Below are 13,808 nucleotides of genomic sequence, written 5' to 3'. Positions count from 1 at the left end.
ACCGCTTTAAGCAGCCGCCATGATCCCGGCATAAGTGCCGAAATCGACATTGCCGCCGGACAGCACCACGGCAACGCATTTGCCCGACAGTTCGATCTCGCCCGATGACAGTGCCGCCAGCGCCACGCAGCCGCCGGGCTCTACCACCAGCTTGAGATAGGCCATGGCGTCGCGCATCGCCTGCGCCGCCGCCTGGTCCGAGACAGCGATGCCGCCGGTGAGATTCCTGCGGTTGATCTCGAAGGTGATCACGCCAGGCTCGGCGGTCAGCAGCGCGTCGCAGATGGAGCTATGGCCGGGCTCGTTCGAAACCCTGGCACCGGCGGCCAGCGACCGGCGGGTGTCGTCGAAATGCTCGGGCTCCACGGCCCAGATCGCGGTGTCAGGCGAGGCGTCCTTGACGGCAACGGAGATGCCACTCGACAAGCCGCCGCCTCCACAGGGGACGATCACCGCGTCGAGGTCGACGCCAAGCACTTTTGCCTGGCGCATCAATTCGAGGCCGATCGTGCCCTGGCCGGCAATGATGGCCGGGTCGTCGAAAGGCGGCACCAGCACCATGCCCCTTTCCATGTAAGGGCGAACCACGGTCATGCGGTCGTCGCGAAAGCGGTCGAACGGCACCACCTCCGCCCCCATCTTGCGGACGTTAGCGATCTTCATCGCCGGCGCGTCCGAAGGCATGGCGATGACCGCCTCGACGCCGAACATCGCCGCCGACGCCGCGACGCCCTGCGCATGATTGCCCGACGAGAAGGCGACGACGCCCCGACTGCGTTCCTCCTCGCTCAGCGACGACAGCTTGTTGTAGGCGCCACGGAATTTGAACGAGCCGGTGCGCTGCAGCGTCTCCGGCTTGAACAGGATGCGGCCGCCGAAGCGCTTGTTCAGCTCCTGCGATTCGATCAAGGGGGTTTCGACGATCAGGCCGGAGAGACGTGCGGCGGCGGCGTGGATGTCGGCGATGCCGGGAGGGGATATGGCGGTCATGTGAGGTCCAGTGGACGGGGGTCTTCCCATGATGCCCGCAAAAAGATGTGGCGCACCAATGAAAAAATGTGACCGTCACAAAGTTTGGCGGGGCAACCGGCAACGCCACGGCGGCACGCCCGCCGCCGTCTCGCTCCGCTATGGCCGAGCGTCTCAACCGGGGCCCGCTGCCTGCGGCAGCTCCCCGGTCCGAATCCTTTGAAAGGTCCACCGGACCTTTCAATTCGCCTGCGGCGAACCGGGTTCTCACCCCAACAGCGTTCTCTGCCTCTTGCTCCCACCCAGCTTGCGCCAGTTGTTGAACCGGTGGCTGGCGGCGGCAAACGAGATCTTCATCTGCTGGGCGACCGAGTAGCGCGACTTGCCCTCGTCGAACATGCGGTAGCAGCACTCGACGCCTTCCTCGGTCAGTTTGCCATCCGGCGCCTTGTTGTGGGGATTGGCGGGGTCGAATTTCTCGACCTGCTGTTCGACCAGGCCCTTCAGGCGCTGCAGGTCGGCCTCGATGCTGGCGATGAGATCGAGAACGGGCTTTGGGTCATAGGGATGCGGAGGCTGTTTTGCCGTCATCTGCCGGTTCCTTGTTCTGGTTAGGTAAAATTATATAGGTGAACATTCACTGATAATGAAGGGCCAGCCCGGCTTACGAGCTTCAACAATTCTTGACCGCGACCGAGCGCGCAATTGACCGGAGGCGCTCAAAACCCTAGTTTAGAACTATTCTAAACTAGGGTGAATTCCTCATGCTTTCCCGTGTTTTCGGCTTCGGCCGCCGTCCCTTCGAATCGCTGTCCGAACAGGAGATCCTGGCGCTGGCCATTTCGTCCGAGGAGGATGATGGACGCATCTACCGCGCCTATGCCGACGGGCTGACGGAAAACTTCCCGCAATCGGCGAAAGTGTTCGAGGAGATGGCCGAGGAAGAGGATGGCCATCGCGATGCGCTGATCGAGCTTTTCCGCAAGCGGTTCGGCGAGCGCATACCGCTGATCCGGCGCGAACATGTGAAGGGTTATTACGAGCGCAAGCCCGACTGGCTGGTCCGGCCGCTCGGCATCGAGCACGTGCGCAGCCAAGCCGAGGCGATGGAGCGGCAAGCCTACCTTTTCTATGTCGAGGCGGCCAAGCGCACGGCAGATGCCTCGACGCGAAAACTGCTCGACGATCTGGCGGTGGCCGAACTGGGCCATGAGACCCTGGCGCAGCGGCTGGAGCAGAAACATGTACCGGGCGCCGTCAAGGCCGAGGAGGCCAGCGCCGAGCAGCGCCAGTTCATCCTTACCTATGTGCAACCAGGGCTGGCCGGGCTGATGGATGGATCGGTGTCGACGCTGGCGCCGATCTTTGCCGCTGCCTTTGCCACGCATGACACCTGGCAGACGCTGTTGGTCGGGCTTGCCGCTTCGATCGGCGCCGGCATTTCGATGGGCTTCACCGAGGTCGCTTCCGACGACGGCAAGCTGTCGGGCCGCGGCTCGCCGATCAAGCGCGGTTTGACCGTCGGCATCATGACGACGTTGGGCGGTCTCGGACACGCGCTCCCCTATCTCATTCCGAGCTTCTGGACGGCGACGGGTGTCGCTGCAGTGGTGGTGTTCTTCGAACTGTGGGCGATCGCTTTTGTCCAGAACCGCTACATGCAGACGCCCTTCCTGCGTGCCGCCTTCCAGGTGGTGCTGGGCGGCGCCCTGGTGTTCGCGGCCGGCGTGCTGATCGGGAATGCGTAACCGCAAAGCGCCCCCTCACCCAGCCTCCGCTTCGCTCGGCTGACCTCTCCCCGAGGGGAGAGGAGACTACCAGCGCCGGCGCCAACTCTTCTCCCCTGGGGGAGAAGGTGGCCGCGAAGCGGCCGGATGAGGGGGCGACGGCGCGGCGATCGGCTACCACTCACCCATTCACCGCCCGGCTATCCCTAGGCGCCTCGTCCCTCTCCTTCAGCCCATAATCCCTCACCACATGGGCGATGCGCAATCGGTAGCCGGCAAAGATACCGCCACGGCCGGCCTTCTGCGCCTGGCGGTGTTCCTCGGTGTTGCGCCAGGCCTTCACGGCTTCCTCGTCGCGCCAGAATGACAGCGACAGGATCCGGTTCGGATCGGCCAGGCTCTGGAAACGCTCGATGGAAAGAAAGCCGTCGATGCCGTCGAGCAGTGGACGCAGGTCCGCGGCGATCCTCAGATAGGCGTCGCGCCGGCCTTCCGCCGGCTCGACTTCGAAGATGACGGCAATCACGGCAGCACCAGTTTCGCGTGCGGGCCTGAGGCCAGTTTCAGGAACATGCGATCCTCCTTCAGGATGAATCTCTCGCGCTTGGCGAATTCGTAGTTTGCCTTGCCGGCGGGATCGGCGGCAAGCCTGGCGCGATAGGCTTCGTAGGCCGCCAGGCTCTCGATGTTGTAGGCGGCATAGGCGGTCGTCGCCGAGCCCTCATGCGGCGCGTAGTAACCGATCAGATCGGCGCCGCAACGTGGAATGGCCTGGCCCCAGTTGCGCGCATACTCCTCGAAGGCCGCCTTGCCGAACGGGTCGATCTCGTAGCGGATGAAGCAGGTGATGGTCATTGTGGTCTCCTTGGGGTTGCGTCGATAGTTCGAGCGGCGCCGAAACGTTGTCTCGTCTGGTCTGCTAGGGCTGCCAGAAAGACTTCGCGCATTCGCGGCGCACGTCTCGCCGCGTCAGCCCAAGATCGCTCAGCAGGTGATCGTCGATCTCGGCCAGGTCGAGACGCTGCAAATGGCGGTCATACCAGCGGGCCAGCAGCCGCGAGCGAAGCCAGGTGACGAACGGGAACGATCGGCGGCTGGGAAGTGGGGCTGCGGGGAAAGCGGTTCGTGCGGCCATCGTCGTCTCCTTGATCTCACCTGAGAATAGTGGTTATCTGACGAGGATGCTTCGATGAGGAACGAACCATGCGCGAAGGACCAGACATCGCCCGCATAGCCAGCCTGGTCGGCGACCCGGCACGCGCAAACATGCTGAATGCCCTGATGGGCGGCACGGCGCTGACGGCGAGCGAACTGGCGCTCGAGGCCGGCGTTTCGCTGCCGACCGCCAGCTCGCATCTGGGCAAACTGATGGAAGGCGGGCTGCTCACGGTGGCGAGCCAGGGCCGGCATCGCTATTACGGCCTCGCCGGACCGCAGGTGGCGGGCATGATCGAAGCCATCACAGGCGTCGCGGAAGCCGTCGGTCCAAAGCGTGTGCGCCCGGGTCCGCGCGATGGCGCCATGCGCGTGGCGCGCGTCTGCTACGATCACCTCGCCGGCGAGCAGGCGGTGGCGATGCTCGATCGGCTCGTCGCCAAGAACGTACTGGTCCGCGACGAGCAGGAGATCAGGCTCGGGCCATCGGCGGCTTCGCATTTCGCGGCGATAGGCATCGACGTCTACACCAAGCCGCGACGGCCGGTGTGCCGCGCTTGCCTCGACTGGAGCGTGCGGCGCTCACACCTCGCCGGCACGCTGGGCGCCGCCATCCTCGACAAGATCCTTGCCGAGAAATGGGCGCGCCGCGAGAAGGACAGCCGCGCGGTGATCTTCTCGCCGCCGGGCAAGCAGGCGTTTGAGAGGGTGTTTTTGAGTTGAGGTGTTGGCGCTCGCTCACACCTTCACGAGGCTCCCCCCCGCTTCAACACCTTCCCCCGCCCGAAAAACTCCTTCCACGGATCGGCTTTCGCCAATTGCTTCAGCGTCGTCTTGTCGCCGATCGGGAAAGCGTTCGGCGCCAAGCCGGCCTCGATCTCTGGCCAGCTCACCGGCATCGACACGGTGGCGCCCTTCTTGGCGCGCGACGAATAGGGCGCGACCGTCGTCGAGCCCCTGCCGTTGCGCAGATAGTCGACGAAGATCTTTCCGGTGCGCGCTTTTTTCGACAGCGTCGCCGTGTAGCGGTCGGGGGCACCCTGCTCCAGCGCCCTGGCGAAATCATGGGCGAAGGTTTTGACCTCCTCCCAATCCGCCGCTGGTCTCAGCGGCACCATGACGTGAAAACCCTTGCCGCCCGACGTCTTGACGAAATTCGGCAGCGACAGCTCGTCGAGCTTGCCTCTGATATCGAGTGCAGCCTCGCGCACCGCCTTCACGTCCACACCTTCATCGGGATCGAGATCGAAGATGATCTGGTCGGGCTTTTCGATCTCATCGATCGTGCACCCCCAAATGTGGATCTCGACCACGCCATACTGGACCAGTGCGGCAACACCATCGAAATCCCGGATGTACAGGATCTCCTCGCCGTCACTAGGGTCCTTCATGCGGGCGATCTTGTCGCTCATGCCGGCCGAGGCATGTTTCTGGAAGAAACGCTGGCCGCCGACACCGTCCGGCGCCCGCACCAGGCTGAGCGGCCGGTTGACGACAAACTGTTCCATGCGCGGCCAAACCTGCGCGTAATGGTCGAGCAGGCCCCGCTTTGAGATGTTTTCGTCCGGCCACAGCAGCTTGTCGGGGTGCGAGAGTTTTACCGTGGTCGTCATCGATCTAGCGGCTTTGCCACCCGGTGCCGGCTTGGCCGTGCTCTCGCCTGTCGATGGCTTGCCTGTCGACGCTTTGGGCTTTTCCTGCACGACTTCCTCCGCCGCCTTGTCCTCGCGCAATCCCTGGAACGAGGCGTGGCGTATTATACGGTCCGAGGTCCAGCTGCGAAACTCCACTTCGCCGACAAGCTCGGGCTTGACCCAGACCAGGCCCTTTCCCTTCGGCACGGCGGTTGCGAAGGGCGATGTTTTTGCCGTCAATGCATCGAGTTTTGCCTTCAGCTCATTGGCGCCCTTGCCCGAAAAACCGGTGCCGACGCGGCCGGCATAATGCAGCTTGCCGCCCTCATGGAAGCCGACGAGGATCGAGCGCAATCCGCGCCCGGTCTTGTCCGACGGCAGATAGCCGCCGATGACGAATTCCTGCCGCGCCGTGCATTTCGACTTCACCCAGGTCGGGCCTCGGCCGCTGCGATAGGGGGCATCGGCACGCTTTGAGACGACGCCTTCCAGGCCCATGCGGCAGGCATGCTCCAGCATGATCTTGCCAGGTTCGGAGAAATGGTCGCTGAAGCGGACCGCGGGATTGTCGGACTGTTCGCCGAGCAGCTCCTGCAAGGCCTGCTTGCGCTCGACCAGCGGCTCGCGGCGCAAATCCCTTCCGTCGAGGCGCATCAGGTCGAACACGTAATAGACGAACCGATGCGTCCGCTTCGCCGACAGGTCCTGCTGCAGCAGCGCGAAAGACGAGACGCCGCTGTCGGCGAGCACGACCACCTCGCCATCGATGATGGCGTCGCTGCACTTCAGCCCGGCCAGCTCCGCGACGATCTCGCTGCCGAGTTTCTTTGTCCAGTCGAGGCCGGTCCGGGTCAGCAGCCGCACATCGGTGCCGGCGATCTGCGCCTGCATGCGGTAGCCGTCGAACTTCACCTCATGCAGCCAGTCCTTGCCCGGCGGTGCATCGCGCTCAAGCGTGGCCAGCTGCGGCTCGATGAAGTCGAGGCGTTTGCCGGGTTTCGCTTTGCCGGCGGCCGGCTTGTTGGAATGCCATACTTTCGGCTTCTCACCCTTTGCGGACTTGCCCTCGCCGACCTCCTCGATGGTCAGGCCGGACTTCACCGATTCTGGCGCCTCCTTGAGAATATCCTCGCCAGGACGCGCTGCGGCATCGTCCGACTTGATCAGCAGCCAGTTGTCGCGTTTTTCACCCGCACGCGGCTTCAGTCGCACCAGATGCCATGCCCCATGCAGCTTGTGGCCCTCAAGCTCAAAGCTGATATGGCCCTTCTTCATCGCCTTGGCCGGGTCGATCTCGGGGGTCCAGGTGCCCTCGTCCCAGACGATGACCGAACCGCCGCCATATTCGCCCTTGGGAATGGTGCCCTCGAACGGCGCATAGTCGATCGGGTGGTCCTCGACATGCACGGCGAGCCGCTTCTCATGCGGGTCGAGGCTTGGGCCGCGCGTCACCGCCCAGCTCCATAGCACGCCGTCATGCTCGAGCCGCAGGTCGTAATGCAGCCGCGTCGCGGCATGCTTGTGGATGACGAAGATGCCGCCGGCCTCGCCCTTCTTGGCCAGGGCAACCTTGCCGGCCGGTTCGGCGGTCTTCTTGAAATCGCGCTTGGAATGATATTGTTCGAGGCTGGCCATCCGTTGGGTTCCTCAGGCCGATTTGCGTTTGGGCGCGCTGCCTTTCGGCTTGGCGCGTTTGGCCGCCGGCTTGGCTTTCGCCGAAGAAGGCTTTTTCGATGACCCGGAGTCCGACAGGCTCTTCTTCAGCGCGTCGAACAGATTGACGACATTGGAAGGTTTGGGCGCCGCTTTGGCCTTCGGCGCCCTGTGGCCGGCCTTCTTGGCGCGGATCAGCTCCAGCAGCGCCTCCTCGTATTTGTCGTCGAATTTCGAGGGGTCGAACTTCGTCTTCTTCTTGTCGATGATCAACTCGGCGAGGTCGGTCATCTCCTGATCGGTCTTCACGGACTCGATGTCGCCGAACACGGTTTCCGGTTGGCGCACCGTGTTGTCGTAGCGCAAGGTCGTCAGCACCATCCCTTTGCCGAGCGGCTCGATAACCACCGGCCGTTCGCGTCGGTAGAGCACGATACGCGCCAACCCGGCCATCTTCTTGCCCGCCATCGCATCCCGGATGACGGCGAACGCCTCTTCCGACACCTTGTCGGCCGGGGCGACATAATAGGGCGTATCGAGATAGATCTGCTGGATCGAAGCTTTGTCGACGAAACCGTCCAGCGCCATCGTGTGCGAGGATTCGATCTGTACCGCCTCGATCTCGTCCTCCTCGATATGGATGAAATCGCCATCGTCGAGTTCATAGCCCTTGACCTCCTCATCCTCCTCCAGCGGCTTGCCGGTTTCGGCATCGACATAGAGCCGCTTCACCGTGTTGCCGGTCTTGCGGTTGAGAATGCGAAACGAGACCCGCTCCGTGTGGGTGACGACATTGGTCAGTTCGACGGCACAGGTGACCAGCGATAGCTTCAGATAGCCCTTCCAGGCCGGACGCGGCGCCATGAGCTCTTCCCTTCCAGAACGAGATGAAGGTGAGAACGGACAGACCGCGCTCCAGTTCCGCGCTCACGCGCCGATCTGGATGCCGAGGGCCACCCGTGGCGTTCTGGCCGCCAGCACGGAAATTTCGCGAGCGCGGCAAAAGTTGAAACAGAACCGCGCACGGGCGACATTCAAACGAAACATATGTGATGCAAAAGTCACATTGACCGGAATGCCGACCAACTGCACCGAAAGACCCCGAATCAGCCGCATTCCAGCCACGAAGCGAGGCATTTTCGACCAGATATTAACATCACGTTCACCGACTATTCACGCCTCGACGCTATGATGACCGCAATTCGGAAGGGACATCCGAAATCGGGACAGGGACCAGGGTAATGAACTTCCTCGCGCACCTCATCGGCTATGCCGCCGCAATCCGCGAATTCATCGCGCCGACTTATCGGCCCGAGCGCTATTACATGCGCGGCCCCGGCCCGGCCTGCGCCCGTCGCGGCAACTCGCTGGGCGCGCACTGATCATGGCTTTCGAAAATCGCCACGACAGCCGGATCTGCAGGCCCGCCGCCTCTACCCGCGCCACCACCTATCGCGCCGAGCGTCCCGCTCTCGCCGACAGGCGCCGTGCGACATCGCCACGGCTTTGATACCGACGCTGGCCCGGCTTAGTGTCGTAGGACACGAGCAGCCGAGGCCAGCTTGACCGACCATTCCCAACCCAGTCGACCCAAGTCAAACCGTCCCTCCGGAACAACTCTCGACGCACGCCATCCATTGATCGTTTTCGATGGCGTCTGCGTGCTCTGTTCCGGCTTCGTGCGCATGGTGGTCAGGCTCGACCGCCAAGGCCGTTTCCGCTTCGCCAGCGCGCAGTCGCCCTTCGGTGAAACGCTGTTTCGGAAGCATGGACTGCGCACGGACTCTTACGAAACCAATCTCGTCCTGATCGACGGCGTCGCCTTCACGCGGCTGGACAGCTTCGTCGCCGTCATGGCGGAACTCGGCTGGCCCTGGCGGGCGGCAAAAACACTGCTGCTGCTGCCGCGCCCGCTGCGTGGTTGGCTCTACGATCGCATCGCCAAGAACCGCTACGCCCTGTTCGGCAGGAAGGACAGCTGCGAGATCCCCGCACCCGAGCTGCGGGAACGGTTCCTTGGCTAGAAAACGTGGGGAGCAGCGCGTGAAGCGTCTCATCTAACACCGACGGCTTCTGGCGGCTGCATTGTCCATTTGCGTTGCCAAGGTGGCTGTGATCGCTGCCCACATTGTTCGAAGCCGCCGAGGAAGCCGCTTCCGCGTTCCCGGCGAGATTTCTCATCTGCTCTGAAGGCCGATCACGCATTATCGTGGTTGGCTCGTGCCATCCGGCCCGCACGGCTCCAGCACGATCGGTCCGCCTGCAGCCATGCCCAATTCCCTGCAGCCCTGAACCGTGCACAGTGTCCAGCCGTCGCCGGTCGCGCCGGAAGCGGCGAGCACAACGCGTCGTTGTGGGTCGATCTCTGGCGCATAGCTCCACCAACCCTCCTTCAGCAGCGCGCCTTCCGGTGGCTCCATGCCGGCGCCCGAGCCCTCGATCCGGGCTTCGACCAACTGCAGGCCGGTAGGCGTGACCTTCCAGTCTTCCTCCCACCGCGTCCGTTCCACCGAATGCGTCCAGGACAGGGTGAAGGCGGCAACGGAGAGCGTCACCGTCTTGCCGGCGGCCAGGATGCACAGGCTCATGCTTTAGCGGCCTGCCGTGAGCGAAAACAGTGCCAGCCGATCCAGGCCAGCGCCAGCACCCAGCCGGCCTCGTCGGTGAGCGGCACCGCAGCGACCAGAAGCACGCCGGCCGCGAAGGCGATGAGCCGTTCCCACAACGCCATGCGGCGGGCGAGAAAGCCGACGGCGGCGGCACCCCACAACACGATGCCCATGCACGCCTTGGCGACGATGTATGCGACCTCGGCGGGATAGCCGAACTGGGCGGCGATTGGCCCGGCGTCCTGCAGCATCAGCGCCGGCGTATAGACCGCCATGAACGGCACGACGAAGCCGGCAATAGCCAGCTTGGTCGCCTGGATGCCGATCTTGAGGCCGCTTTCCCTAGCCATCGGTGCGGCGGCAAACGCGGCCAGCGCCACGGGCGGCGTCAAATCGGCCATGATGCCGAAATAGAACACGAACATGTGGCTGACCAGCAGCGGCACGCCGAGTTCCAGCAGCGCCGGCCCGGCCAGCGACGAGGTGATGATGTAGTTGGGGATGGTCGGGATGCCCATGCCGAGCACCAGGCAGGTGACCATGGTCAACACCAGCGACAGGAACAGATTGTCCTGGCCGATCGAGATGATCCAGCCGATGAAGGTCGAGGCGATGCCGGTGAGCGTCAGCGTGCCGATGACGATGCCGACGATGGCGCAGGCAATGCCGACCGGCAGCGCGTTCTTGGCGCCTTCGGCAAGCGAGTCGACGCAGATTTGCAACGTCTCGCGGCCGCCCTTGAACGTGAAGCAGGCAACGACCAGTGCGGCGATCACCAGGCCGAGGAGGTTGACGCCGAACTTCATGAACGAGGCGGCGGCAAGCCCGAGCGCGATCCAGAAGACGATGCGGAAGGCGAGCGGTCCGATCGCCGCCGCCAGCGGCGTGCCGAGGATGAGCACGATGGTCAGCGCCAGGCCCATCGTGCCGGCGAAGATCGGCGTGTAGCCGGCCAACAGCAGATAGATCAGCGCTGCCAGCGGCAGCACCAGCGGCCAGTGTTGCCGCACCGCGTCCCACGGGTTGGGCAGCTCGGCCTTGGCCATGCCGTGCAGGCCGGCCTTGCCGGCTTCCAGATGCACCTGCCAGAAGCAGGCGCCGAAATAGAGCAGCGCCGGGATGATCGCCGCCTTGACCACTTCGGCATAAGGCACGTTCAGCGTCTCGGCCATGATGAAGGCGACCGCGCCCATCACCGGCGGCATGATCTGGCCGCCCATCGAGGAGGTCGCCTCGACGGCGCCGGCAAAGGCCGAGCGGAAGCCGAAGCGCTTCATCAGCGGGATGGTGAACTGGCCGCTGGCCACCACATTGGCGACGCCCGAGCCGGAATGGTGCCCATCAGCGCCGACGACAGCACGCAGACCTGCGCCGGGCCGCCGCGCCATGTGCCGACAAGGCCCAGCGCGAAATCGTTGAACAGCGCGATCATGCCGGCACGTTCGAGGAAGGCGGCAAAGACGACGAAGATGAAGATGTAGGCGGCCGAGACATAGATCGGCGTGCCGTAGATGCCTTCGGTGCCGTAGGCGAAGGTGTCGACCAGCTGGGCGAAATCATAGCCGCGATGGATGAGCGGCGGCGGCAGATGGTTGCCGAAAAAGCAGTAAGCGAGAAAGATGAAGGCGATGACCGCCAGCGGCAGGCCCATCAGCCGCCGCGCCGCCTCGAAGACCAGCACCACCAGCACAGCGCCGACGATCAGGTCCGGCGTGGTCAGGAAGCCGGAGCGCCGGATGAGGTCGGTGTAGAACACCCAATTGTAGAGGCCGGTGCCGAAACCGAGCACGCCGAGCGTCCAGAACGCGGCTTTGGCCGGCATGCTTTTGGCGCGCAGATTGGCGATCAGGCCGAAGCCGAGCAGCAGCAGGAAGCCGACATGCATGGCCCGCACCACCTGGCTCGGAATGCTGCCATAGGCGGCGACATAGATCTGGAACACGGAAAAGGCGACAGCGATGAGAAAAGCGGCCTTGCCTGCAAGGCCGTCGCCGAAGCCCGGCGGCAGCCCTTCAACCTGCTCTTCGACGACAGGAAGATGGAAGGTGGCGGATTTGCCGTCGGGTATTGTTCCAGACGTTGCTTCGCTCATCCGACGGTCTCCAAAAGGAGCGAAGTGTAGTGCGTGGCGCCCTCCTCTGCCCTGCCGGGCATCTCCCCCTCAAGGGAGGAGATCAGCAGCGTTGGTGTCTGCGCACGTCCTGCAACGTTAGCGATTGGCGAAGGGTGTGGTGACGTCCAATCTCCCCCCTTGAGGGGGAGATGCCCGGCAGGGCAGAGGGGGGCGCCTGGCGAAGACATGTCAGGTTGCCACGCGTCTTACTTCAACAGCCCCTTCTCCTTGTAATAACGCTCGGCACCGGGGTGCAGCGGCACCGGCATGCCGTCGAGCGCCTTGGCCGGGTCGATCGCCTTGGCAGCGGCATGCGCCGCGGCAAGCTGGTCGAGATGCTCGAACAAAAGCTTGGTCATCTGGTAGGCGGTTTCGTCGGAGACATCGGCGCGGGTGATGAGGAAATTGCCGACGGCGGCGGTCGCGACATCCTCGCTCTGGCCCTCATAGGTGCCCTTGGGAATGACCACCGAAAGATAGGGCGAGCCGATTTTGGCGACATCCTCGGCCGGCACCGCCACGACATTGATCGGCACCGAGGTGGCGAGGTCGCGGATCGAGGCGACGCCGAGCCCGGCCGATTGCAGCGTGGCGTCGAGCTGCCGGTTTTTGATCAGTTCGACCGATTCGGCGAAGGGCAGGTATTCGACCCGGCCGAGATCCTCATATTTCAGCCCGGCGGCGGCGAAGATGGCGCGGGCGTTGAGCTCGGTGCCGGAGGCAGGCGCGCCGACCGACAGGCTCTTGCCCTTGAGGTCGGCCAGCGTCTTGATGCCGGACTCCTGGCTGGCGACGATCTGGATATAATTGGGATAGATGGCGGCGATGCCGCGCAATTTATCGAGCTTGCCGGGGAAACCGGCCTCGGCATTGCCTTCGGCGGCCAGCTTGACGGAATCGCCCAGCGCAAACGCAATCTCGCCCTTGCCCTGCTGCAACAGATTGAGGTTTTCGACCGAAGCCTTTGTCGCCTGTACCTGGGTGCGTGCGCCTTCGATGCCCTTGCCGTAGATTTCCGACAGCGCCACGCCGAGCGGATAATAGACGCCGGATGTGCCGCCGGTCAGCACATTGATGAATTCCTGCGCCCTGGCTGAGATGGTGCCCAGGCCAAGCGAGAGCGCCACGGCGCCGGCTGCAACGAATTTCGTTTTGAAATTGAACATCGGATCTCCTCCCTGAAAATATCGACGACCGCACCGCCTCCTAGATGCGAACCGGGGCGAGTTTAGACAGCGAGCCGCAAATGCCAACCCGCAATTGCGCTCGTTAGACGAACGGTTGAGGGATCAGGAAACAGATGGCGGCTTGCACAAAAAGCCATCGGGGCCGAAAGTTTTTTGAGCAGCCTGTCGAAATCGGCCACTGCCGCGCGACATACGTCCGGCCTCGCAAGGACGCGGCCTTCGCAAAACGGGAGAAGACCATGCGATACATGATTTTGATCAATAGCGACGAAGCCGCATTGGCGAACACGCCGATCGAGAAGGCCCAGCAGATGAGCGCGGCCTATGGCGCCTATACCGAAGCGTTGAAGAAATCCGGTGCGTGGCTGGCTGGCGAAAGGCTGCGCCCGACCCAGGCCACCACCTCGGTGCGGATCGCTGACGGCAAGACCAACGTGATCGACGGCCCCTATGCCGACACCAAGGAGCAGCTTGCCGGCTTCTACATGATCGAGGCGGCTGACATCGATACAGCCATCGAATGGGCGGCACGCTGTCCGGCAGCCAGCACCGGCACGGTCGAATTGCGGCCGATCTGGGAAATGGCCGACTACATGCCCAAGAAATGACGGTGATGGACAGTCGCCCGGACATCGCCCGGGGGGGGGGCCGCGCCGGCCCGCCGGGCGGCCAAGCCCAGGAGGGGGGGGGGGGCGGGGGCCCCCCCCCCCCCCCCCGCCCCCCCCACGGCGGTGGGATCACGGTCGAAGACGGTGACGGCA

General features: G+C 63.9%; 15 protein-coding genes and 1 pseudogene. 5 read left to right on the top strand and 11 right to left on the bottom strand.

The annotated features are described in order from the left end of the window. Nucleotides 1–6: 6 nt before the first annotated feature. Together NKJ11_RS25445 and NKJ11_RS25440 are read right to left on the bottom strand one after the other, a co-directional pair. The gene (locus tag NKJ11_RS25445; RefSeq protein ID WP_352554347.1) at nt 7–990 is read right to left on the bottom strand and encodes a threonine/serine dehydratase family protein; all 984 of its coding nucleotides are present in this window, start codon (nt 988–990) and stop codon (nt 7–9) included. Nucleotides 991–1,236: 246 nt separating this feature from the next. Next, nucleotides 1,237–1,560, bottom strand: a complete 324-nt coding sequence (locus NKJ11_RS25440) for a hypothetical protein (protein WP_024502197.1) — start codon at nt 1,558–1,560, stop codon at nt 1,237–1,239. Between the two features lie 173 nt (nt 1,561–1,733). On the opposite strand from NKJ11_RS25440, the gene mbfA reads away from it, so the two are divergent. Further along, nucleotides 1,734–2,717 (top strand): iron exporter MbfA, encoded by a 984-nt coding sequence (gene mbfA / locus NKJ11_RS25435; protein WP_352554346.1) that lies wholly within the window; start codon nt 1,734–1,736, stop codon nt 2,715–2,717. A 160-nt stretch (nt 2,718–2,877) separates the two neighbouring features. Here the strand turns inward: mbfA and NKJ11_RS25430 are convergent, their stop codons facing one another. The 3 genes from NKJ11_RS25430 to NKJ11_RS25420 all read right to left on the bottom strand — a co-directional run bounded on the left by NKJ11_RS25430 (nt 2,878) and on the right by NKJ11_RS25420 (nt 3,831). Next, entirely contained in the window at nt 2,878–3,222 is a 345-nt protein-coding gene (locus NKJ11_RS25430; RefSeq protein WP_352794562.1) for an antibiotic biosynthesis monooxygenase family protein, read from the bottom strand. After that, nucleotides 3,219–3,551, bottom strand: coding sequence for an NIPSNAP family protein (locus NKJ11_RS25425; protein WP_013528650.1), 333 nt, complete (start codon nt 3,549–3,551; stop codon nt 3,219–3,221). The genes NKJ11_RS25430 and NKJ11_RS25425 overlap by 4 nt, the downstream gene beginning before the upstream one ends. A 64-nt stretch (nt 3,552–3,615) precedes the next feature. Next, entirely contained in the window at nt 3,616–3,831 is a 216-nt protein-coding gene (locus tag NKJ11_RS25420) for a DUF1127 domain-containing protein (protein ID WP_352794560.1), read from the bottom strand. A 68-nt stretch (nt 3,832–3,899) separates the two neighbouring features. Here NKJ11_RS25420 and NKJ11_RS25415 point away from each other — a divergent pair, with 68 nt between their 5' ends. Further along, nucleotides 3,900–4,574, top strand: a complete 675-nt coding sequence (locus NKJ11_RS25415; protein ID WP_352613449.1) for an ArsR/SmtB family transcription factor — start codon at nt 3,900–3,902, stop codon at nt 4,572–4,574. A 23-nt stretch (nt 4,575–4,597) separates the two neighbouring features. On the opposite strand, the gene ligD is transcribed toward NKJ11_RS25415, so the two are convergent. The 3 genes from ligD to NKJ11_RS25400 form a co-directional block, all read right to left on the bottom strand. Further along, nucleotides 4,598–7,120, bottom strand: a complete 2,523-nt coding sequence (gene ligD, locus NKJ11_RS25410; RefSeq protein ID WP_352613447.1) for a DNA ligase D — start codon at nt 7,118–7,120, stop codon at nt 4,598–4,600. Between the two features lie 12 nt (nt 7,121–7,132). Next, the gene (gene ku, locus NKJ11_RS25405; protein ID WP_128305295.1) at nt 7,133–8,002 is read right to left on the bottom strand and encodes a non-homologous end joining protein Ku; all 870 of its coding nucleotides are present in this window, start codon (nt 8,000–8,002) and stop codon (nt 7,133–7,135) included. Between the two features lie 63 nt (nt 8,003–8,065). Next, complete coding sequence (locus NKJ11_RS25400) at nt 8,066–8,230, bottom strand: hypothetical protein (protein WP_164893053.1); 165 nt, start codon at nt 8,228–8,230, stop codon at nt 8,066–8,068. Nucleotides 8,231–8,379: 149 nt separating this feature from the next. On the opposite strand from NKJ11_RS25400, the gene NKJ11_RS25395 reads away from it, so the two are divergent. Both NKJ11_RS25395 and NKJ11_RS25390 read left to right on the top strand, forming a co-directional pair. Continuing rightward, nucleotides 8,380–8,520 carry a hypothetical protein gene (locus tag NKJ11_RS25395; RefSeq protein WP_023813501.1) on the top strand — a complete coding sequence of 47 codons (141 nt, stop codon included), beginning with the start codon at nt 8,380–8,382 and terminating at the stop codon, nt 8,518–8,520. A 180-nt stretch (nt 8,521–8,700) separates the two neighbouring features. Further along, complete coding sequence (locus NKJ11_RS25390; RefSeq protein ID WP_502895849.1) at nt 8,701–9,162, top strand: thiol-disulfide oxidoreductase DCC family protein; 462 nt, start codon at nt 8,701–8,703, stop codon at nt 9,160–9,162. Nucleotides 9,163–9,342: 180 nt separating this feature from the next. On the opposite strand, the gene NKJ11_RS25385 is transcribed toward NKJ11_RS25390, so the two are convergent. The 3 genes and pseudogenes from NKJ11_RS25385 to NKJ11_RS25375 form a co-directional block, all read right to left on the bottom strand. After that, nucleotides 9,343–9,726, bottom strand: coding sequence for a DUF1850 domain-containing protein (locus tag NKJ11_RS25385; protein WP_352628860.1), 384 nt, complete (start codon nt 9,724–9,726; stop codon nt 9,343–9,345). Then, nucleotides 9,723–11,839 (bottom strand): annotated as a pseudogene (locus tag NKJ11_RS25380) (TRAP transporter permease). The gene NKJ11_RS25385 and the pseudogene NKJ11_RS25380 overlap by 4 nt, the downstream one beginning before the upstream one ends. A 227-nt stretch (nt 11,840–12,066) precedes the next feature. Then, on the bottom strand, nt 12,067–13,026 hold the full coding sequence (locus tag NKJ11_RS25375; RefSeq protein ID WP_352613439.1) for a TAXI family TRAP transporter solute-binding subunit: 960 nt from the start codon (nt 13,024–13,026) through the stop codon (nt 12,067–12,069). 260 nt (nt 13,027–13,286) lie between these two features. On the opposite strand from NKJ11_RS25375, the gene NKJ11_RS25370 reads away from it, so the two are divergent. Further along, the gene (locus NKJ11_RS25370) at nt 13,287–13,655 is read left to right on the top strand and encodes a YciI family protein (RefSeq protein WP_031213674.1); all 369 of its coding nucleotides are present in this window, start codon (nt 13,287–13,289) and stop codon (nt 13,653–13,655) included. The last annotated feature ends 153 nt before the right edge of the window (nt 13,656–13,808 follow it).

Source organism: Mesorhizobium sp. M0243, assembly GCF_040321775.1.
Classification (GTDB): Bacteria; Pseudomonadota; Alphaproteobacteria; order Rhizobiales; family Rhizobiaceae; genus Mesorhizobium.
Note: the sequence above shows the minus strand (reverse complement) of the source record. Positions and strands in the feature narration are given on the sequence as shown.